We start from the raw sequence: 12,875 nt of genomic DNA on the forward strand, positions 1-12,875 counted from the left end.
TCAAGTGGGTGTCTTAGAGGATGAGCCCCTGTGCGGCAAGGGCGGGCGCTTGCGGATTTGCCACAACTCGTTGACTCGAAGCGGCGATCCAGCCTGTCGAGTGCTTGCAAGGCAAGAGCGGCAGTGTTAGCGTTGTATCGTCGTCGATTTCGACCGTAAGCGTCTAACGTCAAGCAACGCGCCTTAACCCCCTCGTTCTTTGGGGGCGCGAACAAGGTGCGCTTTTGAAGACGACGTTTAGAAAGACATGTTTCATGACATTCTCACGCTTACCCGCGCGCTACGGCGCCATTCTCATGCCTATGGTGCTCTCCATTCTGATGACGTTCGTCGTGTCGCTCATCGCGACGATCCGCGCCATCGGCCTTACCGAGGATTTCCTGGCGCGCTGGCTGCCGGCCTGGGGTCTTTCCTGGCTCGTGGCCTTCCCGACGCTGCTTCTGGTGCTGCCCTTGGTGCGCCGCATCGTCAACGCTCTGGTCGAACCGCAGCGCAGTTGATACTGCGATAGGCTGTGCAGGCGGATTGAGCCTGCACAGATACCATGCACTCCAGAGTGAAGCCTACATGATCCTCGAAGCCTTGAACTACGCCGGGACTTACTGGAAGACCGAGCCGGCATTTCGTGCGCATATTCGCTACTCCGTCAATCTATGGGCGCGCGCCAATCGATGCGCAACGGCTTGGGGAGAGCACGAAGAAAACAGCAAGCGCTTCATCCTTTCGACAGCCTCGAGATTGAAGCAGCGACGCACGGCGGTCATCCTTGGCTCCGGCCTTTTACGCGACGTGCCCTGGCGACAGCTTTCTGCAGCGTTCGACACACTCGTTCTCGTCGATCTCGTGCATCTATCCAGCGTGCGAGCGACACTCTATTGGCGCAAGTATCGCAATGTCGTGCTGAATAGCCGCGATCTCTCCGGCTATGACATGTTGAAAGAGGGGATAGACATCGAGCCGTTGAGCTTTCTCCGCCAGGTGCCTTATCTGGACCTCGTTGTGTCGGCCAATCTGCTGTCCCAGATCGGCACCGGCGCGCGCCACAGGATCGAGCAGGAAGGAGCAGCAAGCATACCGGAAGACACGCTCCCTCGGCTCATCCAGGCCCATGTCGATGGTCTTTCCGGTCTACCTTGCAAAGTCTGCCTTCTGACCGATACCGGCTTCGACATCATCGACAGGACCGCCAAGGTGCATCAACACGAGGACCTGCTGCATGGCGTGCAGGTGCCGACCATCGCGCAGCAATGGGATTGGCCCGTCGCACCGTTCGGCGAAGAGAGCAAGGACTACCAGATCATTCACAGAGTCGTTGCCAGCAACCTCCGATAACCCATTTCCTGGCGTGGCTTGATAGGCTAGAGTGTCAGCATGCGCCTTGTCGTTCGCACATTGATGTTTCTGGCTTGCCTGCTCTATGGCGCCATGCCCGGCACGGCTGCGATGGATATGTCCATGCCGGCGGCCAAGGCGTTTGCTTCCGGCCTTGCTTTGGACGAGCACGCCGGTCACGGCATAGTCAAAACCGCTGGCCATACGGAAAACCAAGGCAGCCCTTGTCCTCACGAAAAGAGCATGACGCACGCACCATTCTGCGCAGCCTGTCTTGTTCTACTTCCAGACCTCGTCTTTGCCGAAAAAGGGCGATCGCCTCACGCAGCACCCTTGCCAGCATTGCAGGCAAGCTTGCTCGGCAACATGCCCGCACCCCCTCTGCCGCCTCCCCGTTCCTGACCGGATTTCGACATTCAGATGCAATCGAAATTTTCCGACAGAGGAAGGATATCCCATGTCTATCAAGACCATTTCCATCGCCGCTGCCATCAGCGCGCTTTTCGCCGTACCGACGCTGGCACAGGACGCTTCCGGCCATTCGGGGCACAGCATGCCCAAACAGGCGGCCGCGGAGAACGCCTCGACGCAGGCCTTCATGGATGTTTCCAAGAAGATGCATGCTGCGATGGAGCAGGACTATACCGGCAACGCCGATGTTGATTTCGTCCGCGGCATGATCCCGCACCATCAGGGCGCGATCGACATGGCGAAGGTCCAATTGCAATATGGCAAGGATCCGGAAATCCGCAAACTGGCCGAAGAGGTGATCAAGGCTCAGGAAGCGGAAATCGCCATGATGAAAGCGTGGCTGAAGTCAAAGGGCTACTAAACAGATGACGGGGAAGTGCCTTCGGGCGCTTCCCCTTCAATCCAAAAGGCGATCAAAGCCCGGTCAGGCCCGCCTTGTAGCTACCAGCGAATTCCCGACTGAGGCGTTCCAGTTCCATCGATGCCCGGCTCGGATGTCGTTCTTTATGCATCAGGAGCGCAAACTGACGCGCGGGCAAATCGATGCCGACGCGGGTGAGCAGTCCTTGACGCAGCATCAAGGCTGCGACGGAGGCCGACACCACCGCTGCGGCACCCCCTGCGCGCGCTGCTGCGACGACGGCCTCGTTGGATGGCAATTCCAGCGTCACGTTTAAATCAGCCAGAGACATGCCCATGGCTTTCAGCGCTGCTTCAAAAGCCGACCGGGTGCCCGAGCCCTGTTCGCGCAGAACCCACGTCGTCGAGCGAATATCCTCGGCTTTGAGTTGCCGACCGTCCGAGAATGGGTGAAGCGGACCGACCACGACGAGCAACTTATCCGATACGACGGGACGAACTGAGAGCGCCGGCTCGTCGATATCGCCTTCAATGAAGCCAATTTCCGCCACGCCTTTGAGCACCGCTTCGGTGACCGTGCGTGTGTTGCCGACGTCGAGTGTCACCGTCACGCCGGGGTAAAGCTGCTTGAACTGCATGAGAATAGACGGGAGCCAGTAGCTGGCGATTGTCTGGCTGGCAAAGACACGGATCTCACCGCGGGTCAGGCCGCCCATCTCGGAAAGAATAAGTTCAGCGCTGCGCACCCGGTTCAAGGTCGAGCGTGCTTCGTCCAGAAACACCCGACCGCTTTCCGTCAGCTCGATACCCCGGCCGACGCGATGAAACAGCTCGACATTGTAATAGGCTTCAAGTGTCTTGATCGACGAACTGACGGCGGAAGGTGTCAGGCCGAGCGCTTCCGCTGCCCGTGTCAAATGCTGTCGTTCCGCTACGGCGACGAAGATCTTTAATTGTTCAAAGGTCATCTTGTATCATTCGATTTTTTCGAATGAAACATGCCATAGTATTTGATGGAATGAAATGGATGTCTGTAAGATGATGTCGGCCATGGCACATCATCGTTCACTCACCTCATCGCTTTCTCTCTTTCGCGTTCCTGCCTGGCGCTTCGTGCCGGGGATCGCGCTCTGTGGCGCCATCAGCCTTGCCGCCATTTTTGCAGAGAGTGCTCAAGTGCGACTGGCCGGACATGCCTGGCTTGGTGATCTGGTGATCGCGATCGTGTTCGGCGTGCTTCTCAGAAGCTTCGCACATCTGCCAGAAGCAACTGGAGCTGGCATCAAGTTCAGCGCCAAGACGCTGCTGGAGGTCGCCGTCGTTCTTCTCGGCGCTTCGCTCAGCCTGTCGATTCTGAAAGGGGCCGGCGGATTGCTGATCTTCGGCATCGCCATCATCGTTGGTCTGTCGCTCATCGGCAGCTACGCGATCAGCCGGGCGATCGGTCTTGAGCCGAAGCTTGCCATTCTCGTTGCCTGTGGCAATTCGATCTGCGGAAATTCCGCCATTGCCGCGGCGGCACCCGCCATCGGCGCGAAGGCGCAGGATGTCGCGTCTGCCATTGCCTTTACCGCCGTCCTCGGCGTTGCCGCCGTCATCATCATGCCGGCAATCCCGGGCGTTTTCTCCATGGACGCCGTGCATTACGGCCTGTTTGCCGGCATGACCGTTTATGCCGTGCCGCAGGTTCTGGCCGCGACCGCGCCCATGGGAGCCGTCGCGGTTCAGACAGGCACCGTCGTCAAGCTCATCCGGGTGTTGATGCTGGGTCCCGTCGTCACCACGCTTTCGATCATCCACGGCCGGGGTACGAGCGGTCGGCTCGATCTTCAGCGGATGGTGCCCTGGTTTATCATCGGCTTCGTGCTGATGATCATGGCCCGCTCCTTCGGCCTAATCCCGAACATTGCACTGGCACCCATCAGCGGCCTTGCCAATGTGCTCACCATTATGTCGATGGCAGCACTCGGTCTTTCGGTGGATATCCGCTCTCTGCGCCATGCAGGCGGCAAGGTCATCGTCGCCGCCACCGCGTCGCTTCTGCTTCTCTGCGCTCTTTCCGTCGGGCTGATCGCGATCGCCGGTTGATTGGCTTACGGTTGGCGCTCGACCGTGATCGTATAATTGGCCCCAAGTCCGCGGCGTGACGAACTCAGCACCAGGATCGGCCGGATCAGCCACTCGGTGTCTGCCGCAGGCGTCAGCACCGTGGTGTTGTTTCCGGTATCGCTGAAAAAGATCGCATCGTCGTCCGGCTTGCCGAAATCGAAAATCGCCATGACAACGAATTCGCTGCGGCTCGCGAGCGAAACCTTCAACGTTTCGCCAGCCTTCACCTTCAGCCGATAGACCTCACCCCTGCCCTGGCGTGTCCAGCCATTCAGCTTGAGATTTCCAGAGGCCGGCATTTCTACGGCCTTCAACTGTTCCCCATCGTCGAGCCACATGCCGTCCACATTGCGCTGTTCGGCAACGGCCGGCACGGAAACGGACGCGATCAGTAAGCAGGCAAGAGCACATCTTAAAAATGTCTTCACGGCCGTACGAACTCCTGCCGCATCGCTTCTATCCGTTGGCGGCAATGGCAGCCCTCGATATGGTCGTTGACCATGCCCATCGCCTGCATGAAAGCATAGACGGTCGTCGGTCCAACGAAACTCCAGCCGCGCTTCTTCAAATCTTTGGACAGCCGCGTGGACGCAGGGGTCGTTGGGTTGGCGCGCAAAGTCGCATAATCAAAGACCTCAGGTCGTTCGTCCTGTTTCGGCTCGAAGCTCCAGAAATAGCGCGCCAGCGAACCGAACTCGTCGCGAAGGGCAACTGCACGCCTGGCATTGTTGATGGTGGAAACGATCTTGCCGCGATGACGCACGATACCCTTGTCGGCCAGGCAGCGTTCTATATCCGCGTCATCGAAGCTGGCGACCTTGTCGAAATCGAAGCCGGCAAAGGCGGCGCGAAAGCTCTCGCGCTTGCGCAGGATCGTCAGCCAAGAAAGACCGGACTGGAAGCCTTCGAGACAGATCTTCTCGAACAGCCGCTTGTCGTCGGTGACCGGATAACCCCACTCGTCATCGTGATAGCGGCGGTAATCCTCCAGCCCCTGCTGCCAGAAGCAGCGGACCTTGCCATCCTCGCCCGTCAACAATCCGTCTTCACTCATGCGGCACCGTCTCTTTCCGCCCGGTTCTTACCATTGATTCACCCTGTTTTAAAACTGCCTGCTAACCTTATTGAAAAGTTTCAGCAAAATAGCGGAATTGACCGACGTCTCTTTACCATTCGCTGGTCGGCACATGCGAACGTGGCAATCATTTTCCGGTGTCATGTAAAAGAGTCCACCCGATGTCGAGCAGAACCGTCTTTCTAGCGTTGAGCGCCGTGTGTGCCGCTCTCAATCCGGCAATGGCCAATGACCGTTATCGCGAGCGTCCACCGATCGTCGTCAGCCCCGATCTGACGGCGCCGTGGGTTACGCAGTTGGGTCGTGGCAATGTGCGACCGGTCGTCTATCCAAAGCCGCCACAGCGCCAGCCCCTTTTCCAACGTCGCGACGTGCAGCAGCGCCCCCAGGTCGTGGCCGCCCGACCGAATGCGCCTCGGTTGAGGATCGATCCGCAATTCCTGCCGCAAATCGTCAATTACGACACGAGCGAAGCACCGGGCACGATCGTCATCGATACGCCGAACCGGCTGCTTTACCTTGTCCTCGACGGCGGCAAGGCGCGCCGTTATGGCGTTGGCGTCGGCAAGCCGGGCTTCGAATGGGCGGGCACCCATTCCATCACCCGCAAGACGGAATGGCCGACCTGGACGCCGCCAAAGGAAATGATCACCCGCGAGGCCGCGAAGGGTCATTATCTTCCGGCCTTCATGGAAGGCGGACCGGAAAACCCCATGGGTGCGCGCGCCATGTATCTGGGTTCGACGCTCTACCGCATCCACGGCACCAACCAGCCATGGACCATCGGCAGCAACAATTCCTCCGGCTGCATCCGCATGCGCAACGAGGACGTGACCGATCTTTATGAGCGCGTGAAAGTCGGGACGAAGGTTATTGTGATCTGATAGCAACGCCAAAGTATAAGTTTGAGATCGGGAGCCCCTCGATTTTACACTTATACTTGCGGCCTTCAGCGGAAACGCTAGATTGCGTTCCACAAGCTTGGCGGGGGATGCCAGGGGGAACGGTAGCGCTTTTAGCAGCCACCGGTGAGAAACGAGCGGCTCAACCGCTCGTTTTTTATTTCAGGCTACAGCATCGGCTCGAAAATCGGAATCGATTTTCGGAAAGCACGATGCGTTGATTCAAAAAGTTAGAGCGTCCTTTGTGCGTCCTAAAGGACGCACGGCGCTCTAAGCTTTCGTGGCTTTTCGCCACCATAGGCCCAATCCAGCAACTCGACGGTGTGCAGGATCGGCATCTGCGTGCCCGTGGCAATCTGCGTCATGCAGCCGATGTTGCCAGTTGCGATGATGTCGGACCTGGTCGCCTCGATGTTCTTGATCTTTCGCGCCTTCAGCTGGCCGGAAATCTCCGGCTGCAGGATGTTATAGGTCCCGGCCGAGCCGCAACAGAGATGGCCTTCCGCCGGATCGCGCACCACAAAGCCCGCCGTCTTCAACAGAAGTTTCGGCGCCATGGTGATCTTCTGGCCGTGCTGCATGGAACAGGCAGAGTGATAGGCGACCGACAGCCCATTGCGCTCCAGAGCGGGCAGCTCCAGCGTGGCGAGGTATTCGGTGATGTCTTTCGCCAGTGCCGAGATTCGTGCTGCTTTTTCCGCATAGGCCGGATCGAGCCGCAGCATGTGGCCGTAATCCTTGATCGTCGTTCCGCAGCCGGAGGCGGTGATGATGATGGCATCCAGCCCGCCGTCTTCCACCTCGCGCATCCAGACATCGACGTTGCGGCGGGCAAAGGCGAGTGCCTGTTCCTCCCGGCCCATGTGATGGACCAGCGCCCCACAACAGCCCTCACCCTTTGGCGCGACAACCTCGATACCGAGACGGGTCAGAAGCCGGACGGTCGCCTCGTTGATGGCGGGATCGAGAACCGGCTGCGCACAGCCGGTGAGGATCGCAACGCGGCCTCGCTTTTCTGCAACAGATACGTGAACCGCAGGTCGGTCTGCCTGCGGTGGAGCGGCGTTCGGTGCGAGATCGAGCATGGCCGCAAGCGGTTTTAAAGCAGAGACCTTGCGCAACAGCGGGGCGAGTGGTTGGCCGATTTTTGCGAGCTTCAATGCGAGCCTGAACCTGCCGGGATACGGCAGGACGGCGGCGAGAAGGCTGCGGATAAGCCGGTCCATCAACGGACGGTGATAGGTCTTCTCGATATGGATGCGCGCGTGAGCCACCAGGTGCATGTAATCCACGCCCGAGGGACAGGTCGTGGTGCAGGCCAGACAGGAGAGACAGCGATCGATATGGGTCACCACCTCGCGGTCGGCGGGACGGTCGTTTTCCAGCATATCCTTGATGAGATAGATGCGGCCACGCGGACTATCGAGCTCATTGCCGAGCGTTACATAGGTGGGACAGGTGGCGGTGCAGAAACCGCAATGGACGCATTTGCGCAGGATCTTTTCGGATTCGGCAACCTGCGGGTCGGCCAACTGCTCGGGCGTGAAGGAGGTTTGCATGGTCAGATCCCCATTCTGCCCGGATTGAAGATCCCTGCCGGATCGAGCTTTTGCTTGATGCGCGATGACAGCGCGACTTCGACGGCATTCAGCGGTTCGAAAGCCGGAATTGTTCGGCGCACATCGTCACTCGCGCGCAGAAGTGTGGCGTGGCCGCCTTCGAGCGAACGGATGTAGCCTCTGAGCAATGGCGCTTCTGGATCGGCTTCCATCTGCATCCAGACAAGGCCACCCTGCCAATCGTAAAAGGCATCGATACCAGCTTCCAGCCGCAACGCCGCAACAAGCTTGTGGCCTTGTGATGGCGCAATGGACACGCGCCAAAGCGGTTTGGAGGGGTTTCCCGCATAGGGCGCGACGTCGCGGATCTCCCGCCAGAGTGAACGGCTCTCGTCACGCTCAAGAGAGACCACCGGACCGAAGGCAGCGAGAAGCGTCTTCAGCTTATGCAACCGGGCTCCGACCGAGGCCGCAAGACCTTCCAGGCGCAACACGGTGGCCGCTCCTTCCGGCAGTGATTCATTCAGAAAGCGCGACTTCACACTTTCCGGCAGATGGACCGCGCCTGAGACTTCGAGGCTGGTTGCCATCGCCGCCGCCATGGCGTTGGTCGCTGCTTCATCCTCCAAGCCTGAGATGACCATCGTTGCTTCAGCAGGCGGAACCGGCAGCACGCGGAAGGTGACTTCCGTCAAGAACCCCAGCGTGCCGTAGGAGCCCGCCAGAAGCTTGACGAGATCGAGCCCGGTCACGTTCTTCATCACCCGCCCGCCGGCCTTGATCGCCTCGCCCCGGCCGTTGATGAAGCGGATGCCGAGCAGGCTGTCGCGCGCAGCACCGGCCACGAAACGGCGCGGACCGGAAACGTTGGCGGCAAAGACGCCACCGATTGTGGGCTCTCCCACCGTTCCCATGATCGCGCGGTGATCCATCGGCTCGAAGGCCATCATCTGCCGGGCGTCGGACAAGGCGGCTTTCACCTCGTCCACTGGCGTTCCGGCCTGGACCGTCATCACCATCTCGGCAGGATTGTAAGAAACGATGCCGCTCAAACCTCGCGAAGAGAGTGTCGCATCGGCCTCAACGGAATTGCCGAAGCCGGAGCGCGTGTTGCTGCCGATGATGGCGAGCGGGCGACCCGCTTCTGCACGGTCACGAATGAGGTCTGCCGCCTCCGTTTCCGATTGCGGCGTGAGGACGGGGTATGTGTCGTCCATCAACCTCTGCCCTCCAGCGGAAAGACCTTGGACGGGTTCATGATCCAGCCCTCATCGAAAGCCGCGCGGACCGCCATTTGCTGCGCCAGATCGGCATCGGAATACTGATGACGCATCAGGTCGCGCTTTTCGATTCCCACACCATGCTCGCCGGTCAGGCAGCCGCCCGCATCGACGCAGAGTTTCAATATCTGGTTGCCCGCCTCTTCGGCGCGAGCTGCATCGTCCGGATCATTGGCATTGAAGAGGATCAGAGGATGCATGTTGCCGTCGCCCGCATGGAAGACGTTGGCGACACGAAGCCCAAGTGCGTCGGTGATCTCGCTGGTTTTCTTCAGCACATAAGAAAGCTGACTGAGTGGCACCGTGCCATCCATGCAGATGTAATCGGCGATCCGACCCGTGGCACCGAAGGCGGATTTCCGACCTTTCCAGATCGCAGCCGCTTCCATCGCCGACTGGCACTCGCGCACCGTCTTCACCGCATGTTTGCGGGCGATCGCGACGATGTCCGCCAGCATGGCATCCATTTCGTCTTCCGAGCCTTCGACCTCGACGATCAGCAGTGCAGCGACATCGAGCGGGTAACCCGCCTTGGCAAACGCCTCGCAAATCTCGATCGCCGGCTTGTCCATGAATTCGATGGCAACGGGAATGATGCCGGAGCCGATAATGTCGGCCACACAGGAGCCCGCTTCCTCCGAACTTTCGAAACCAAAGAGCACCGGGCGGGCGCCTTCGGGCTTGGCGATCAGCCGCACCGTCGCTTCCGTGACGATGCCGAGTTGGCCCTCCGAGCCGCAGACGAGGCCGAGAAGATCGTAGCCTGTCGCATCCAGGTGTTTGCCACCAAGCTCCAGTACCGTGCCATCCACCAGCACCATCTTCACTCCGAGAAGATTGTTGGTGGTGACACCGTACTTCAGACAGTGCGCGCCGCCCGAATTCATGCCGATATTGCCACCAATGGTGCACGCAAGCTGCGAACTCGGATCGGGCGCATAGAAGAAGCCTTGAGGACCTGCTGCGTCGGAAATCGAGAGATTGGTGACACCCGCCTGCACGGTTGCGGTGCGGTTGAAGAAGTCCAGTTCAAGAATGGTCGACATCTTCGAAAGGCCGATCACCACGGCATCTTCCTGCGGGATCGCGCCGCCGGACAGCGACGTGCCGGCCCCTCTCGGCACCACGGGGATGCCATAGCGATGACAGTATTTCAGGACCGCCGCAACCTGGGCCGTCGTCTTCGGCAACGCGACAGCCAGCGGCATGCGGCGATAGGAAACGAAGGCGTCGGTTTCAAAGGGCATGAGCTCTCGCGGCTCATTTACAAGACACTCTGGCGCAAGCAGGTCTGCAAGGTCGGAGACGATCCTGTCCCGAGCGGAAAGCACCGCGGCGCGCGGCTGCAAAAATTGAATGGATTGCGACATGGTCTGCAGATGCTCCCTCATCTACACAATCCTATGCGGCGTTTGCGCCTTGGTTGCAAGCCTCACAAATGCTAGAGATTGTTTCCAATCCGGAAAGAATGGTGTGGACCGATGACGAATCTCGGCGATCTTGAAGTCTTTGCCAGCGTCGCCGCCTCCGGCAGCATGTCGGTTGCTGCGAAGGTATTGGGCTATTCTCCAGCCGTCATCTCCAAGCGGATCAAGCGGCTGGAGGAGAAGCTTGGAGCGCGGCTTTTTCAGCGCACGACAAGGCAAATCTCCCTGACCGAAGCCGGCCAGGGATTTCACCAGAGAATTCTCGCCGTGCTGGAAGGGCTGGAAGAAGCGGAAGACTTCGTTTCCGGCCGATCCAATATGTTGACCGGCACATTGAAGGTCTCGGCCTCCACCTCTTTCGGACGCATGCATGTCGCACCGCATCTCAAAGGTTTCATGGACCAGCACCCGTCGCTTTCCATCAATCTGACGCTCAGCGACGACTTTATCGACATTGTTGCGGGAGGCTATGATCTCGCTATCCGCATCGCCGACCTGTCGGACTCGAGCCTTGTTGCGCGACGGCTGGCGCCGGTGCGTCGCGTGCTTTGCGCCTCCCGTACCTATGTCGAGGAACATGGGCTGCCGCAAACGATCGAGGACCTGAAAAATCACCGCTGCCTGCCCGCACATAACAACGATCTCTGGCGGCTCGAGGGACCGGAGGGGGCTTTCAACCTTCGGCCTGAGGGCCTGCTGGTAACCAACTCGTCGGAAGTCATCCGCGAGGCGGTGATCTCGGGTCTCGGCATCGCGCTGCGCTCGACATGGGATATCGGGCCCGAGCTGAAATCCGGCGCGCTGGTTCAGGTTTTGCCTGCCTATGAAGGATCAAGGAACGTCGCGCTTTCGGCGGTCTATTCCAGCCGCCGGTTCCTGCCCGCCAAGGTTCGACTGTTCATTGATTACCTGGCGGGACTGTACGGCCCTCTGCCCTATTGGGACAAGGACGCGCTGTAGAGGTCAATGCGCCCCGTCGGCATGGCGCTTGCGGATATTGCGCACGACCCACCAGACACCGAGGACGGCGACCGGAACGGAGGCACCCGTGACCACCGCCGGATCGACCGGCAGGAGATCATGGGTCACAGCCTTTATCAGGTACCCGATCAGCCCCACAACATAATAGGAAATGGCCGCGACCGAGAGGCCTTCGACTGTCTGCTGCAAGCGCAGTTGCATCGCGGCGCGCTTGTTCATGTTATTTAGAAGCACCGTGTTCTGGCGTTCCAGTTCGACATCGATCCAGCTGCGCACAAGCGCTGTGGCGCGATAGAGCTTGCGCGACAGGTTCGCCTGACGCTCCTCCACCGACTGGCATGTGCGCATGGCGGGCGCCAGGCGCCGCTCCAGAAATGTCGCCATGGTCTCATGCCCATGGATCGGCGTTTCGGCCAGTGTGCGAATGCGCTCGCGAACAATAACGTCATAGGCGCGGCTGGCGCCGAAACGGTAGAGGCTGAGCGCCGCGTTGGCTTCCAGTTCCGCGGCAAGGCGGGTCATTTCGGCAAGAAGCGCATCGGCTTCCTCCCTCGCTCCATTCTTCATCCGCTGGGTGATTGCGGTTAAACCGTCCTCGATCCGGCGGATTTCCGGCGAGAGCGTCTGCGCCAATGGCAGGCCGAGCATGGCAAGGGTGCGATAGGTTTCGATGTCGAGTAGGCGCTGCACGATACCGCCACGCGCGGAATCGGTCAGCCCGCGGTCGAGCAGAAGAAATTGCGTCAGCCCGTCGCGATCCTGGCGGAAGTCGGTCAGAATGGAGGCCTGCCCTTCGCGGACGGTCGAGTGACAGATGCTGATCGGATCGAAATGGCTCTCGGCGTCGACAGTCTCCGGACCCTCGGAGCGGATTTCCAATCTCACCGCGGAAATCAGCGAGCCCGGCGGCGAGAACCCGTCACCGAAGGGATCGCCGATGATATCCCCGCCGATCTTGTCCGGTGCCGGGCCATCCCAGAACCATGTGGAGAATTCGGTGTGCCGCTCCCATCGAAGGGTTCCCAGACCGCAGGGCATGGCGTGGTGGCGAGCGTCACGCTCCGGCGGCGCAACGCCGCGGCTGCGCGACATTTCCGCGATCGCCGAATGATGGACCGACGCACCGCCATCCATCATGAAGGCCAGTTGGACGATGATGCGTGACGGACCGAGCAGCACGGTCGGTCTGGCATGAATTTCCCCAAGCGCCAGCGCCCTTTCCGGTGCGCTGGCAAATGCAAATCGTCCCCTGGCCATTCGGCATTCTCCGTCTCGATCAACCTGATTTATCAAATGAAAAGATGCATTGGCAGGTGCCGAGTTGACGCAGGGCAACTGCTAAAATACGACGTGTTCAGAGGCGCCTTCTTTCTGCTTCC

The 12,875-nt window shown here is 59.7% G+C and carries 14 protein-coding genes; 7 read left to right on the plus strand and 7 right to left on the minus strand.

What is annotated here, in order from left to right; genetic code table 11:
* Window positions 1-254: 254 nt before the first annotated feature.
* The 4 genes from PVA19_RS00465 (at window position 255) to copM (ending at window position 2,164) form a co-directional block, all read left to right on the plus strand.
* Complete coding sequence (locus PVA19_RS00465) at window positions 255-500, plus strand: DUF2798 domain-containing protein (RefSeq protein ID WP_062438634.1); 246 nt, start codon at window positions 255-257, stop codon at window positions 498-500.
* A gap of 67 nt (window positions 501-567) precedes the next feature.
* Entirely contained in the window at window positions 568-1,332 is a 765-nt protein-coding gene (locus PVA19_RS00470; protein ID WP_274100840.1) for a hypothetical protein, read from the plus strand.
* A 39-nt stretch (window positions 1,333-1,371) separates the two neighbouring features.
* A complete protein-coding gene (locus tag PVA19_RS00475) occupies window positions 1,372-1,734 on the plus strand; it encodes a hypothetical protein (RefSeq protein WP_113178471.1) in 363 nt (120 codons plus the stop codon).
* Window positions 1,735-1,789: 55 nt separating this feature from the next.
* Entirely contained in the window at window positions 1,790-2,164 is a 375-nt protein-coding gene (gene copM / locus PVA19_RS00480) for a CopM family metallochaperone (RefSeq protein ID WP_274100841.1), read from the plus strand.
* 52 nt (window positions 2,165-2,216) lie between these two features.
* Here the strand turns inward: copM and PVA19_RS00485 are convergent, their stop codons facing one another.
* Window positions 2,217-3,131 carry a LysR family transcriptional regulator gene (locus tag PVA19_RS00485; RefSeq protein ID WP_116493202.1) on the minus strand — a complete coding sequence of 305 codons (915 nt, stop codon included), beginning with the start codon at window positions 3,129-3,131 and terminating at the stop codon, window positions 2,217-2,219.
* 82 nt (window positions 3,132-3,213) lie between these two features.
* Here PVA19_RS00485 and PVA19_RS00490 point away from each other — a divergent pair, with 82 nt between their 5' ends.
* Window positions 3,214-4,251, plus strand: coding sequence for a YeiH family protein (locus PVA19_RS00490; RefSeq protein ID WP_274100842.1), 1,038 nt, complete (start codon window positions 3,214-3,216; stop codon window positions 4,249-4,251).
* Window positions 4,252-4,256: 5 nt separating this feature from the next.
* On the opposite strand, the gene PVA19_RS00495 is transcribed toward PVA19_RS00490, so the two are convergent.
* Window positions 4,257-4,700, minus strand: a complete 444-nt coding sequence (locus PVA19_RS00495; protein WP_062599369.1) for a hypothetical protein — start codon at window positions 4,698-4,700, stop codon at window positions 4,257-4,259.
* Window positions 4,697-5,326: a DNA-3-methyladenine glycosylase I gene (locus PVA19_RS00500; RefSeq protein WP_274100843.1), complete on the minus strand. Its 630-nt coding sequence runs from the start codon at window positions 5,324-5,326 to the stop codon at window positions 4,697-4,699. The genes PVA19_RS00495 and PVA19_RS00500 overlap by 4 nt, the downstream gene beginning before the upstream one ends.
* Before the next feature lie 182 nt (window positions 5,327-5,508).
* Here PVA19_RS00500 and PVA19_RS00505 point away from each other — a divergent pair, with 182 nt between their 5' ends.
* Window positions 5,509-6,231: a L,D-transpeptidase gene (locus PVA19_RS00505; RefSeq protein ID WP_274100844.1), complete on the plus strand. Its 723-nt coding sequence runs from the start codon at window positions 5,509-5,511 to the stop codon at window positions 6,229-6,231.
* Between the two features lie 269 nt (window positions 6,232-6,500).
* Here the strand turns inward: PVA19_RS00505 and glcF are convergent, their stop codons facing one another.
* Genes glcF through PVA19_RS00520 form a run of 3 tightly spaced genes read right to left on the minus strand, consistent with a single transcriptional unit; the run spans window position 6,501 to window position 10,458 of the window.
* Entirely contained in the window at window positions 6,501-7,808 is a 1,308-nt protein-coding gene (glcF, locus tag PVA19_RS00510; protein WP_274100845.1) for a glycolate oxidase subunit GlcF, read from the minus strand.
* 2 nt (window positions 7,809-7,810) lie between these two features.
* Window positions 7,811-9,025 carry a glycolate oxidase subunit GlcE gene (gene glcE, locus PVA19_RS00515; protein WP_274100846.1) on the minus strand — a complete coding sequence of 405 codons (1,215 nt, stop codon included), beginning with the start codon at window positions 9,023-9,025 and terminating at the stop codon, window positions 7,811-7,813.
* The gene (locus PVA19_RS00520; protein ID WP_274101073.1) at window positions 9,025-10,458 is read right to left on the minus strand and encodes an FAD-binding oxidoreductase; all 1,434 of its coding nucleotides are present in this window, start codon (window positions 10,456-10,458) and stop codon (window positions 9,025-9,027) included. The genes glcE and PVA19_RS00520 overlap by 1 nt, the downstream gene beginning before the upstream one ends.
* Before the next feature lie 111 nt (window positions 10,459-10,569).
* Here PVA19_RS00520 and PVA19_RS00525 point away from each other — a divergent pair, with 111 nt between their 5' ends.
* The gene (locus tag PVA19_RS00525; RefSeq protein WP_274100847.1) at window positions 10,570-11,475 is read left to right on the plus strand and encodes a LysR family transcriptional regulator; all 906 of its coding nucleotides are present in this window, start codon (window positions 10,570-10,572) and stop codon (window positions 11,473-11,475) included.
* Window positions 11,476-11,478: 3 nt separating this feature from the next.
* Here the strand turns inward: PVA19_RS00525 and PVA19_RS00530 are convergent, their stop codons facing one another.
* On the minus strand, window positions 11,479-12,753 hold the full coding sequence (locus tag PVA19_RS00530) for a DUF3422 family protein (protein ID WP_274100848.1): 1,275 nt from the start codon (window positions 12,751-12,753) through the stop codon (window positions 11,479-11,481).
* Window positions 12,754-12,875 lie beyond the last annotated feature (122 nt).

The organism is Agrobacterium sp. CNPSo 3708 (genome assembly GCF_028674915.1).
Taxonomy (GTDB): domain Bacteria; phylum Pseudomonadota; class Alphaproteobacteria; order Rhizobiales; family Rhizobiaceae; genus Agrobacterium; species Agrobacterium cavarae.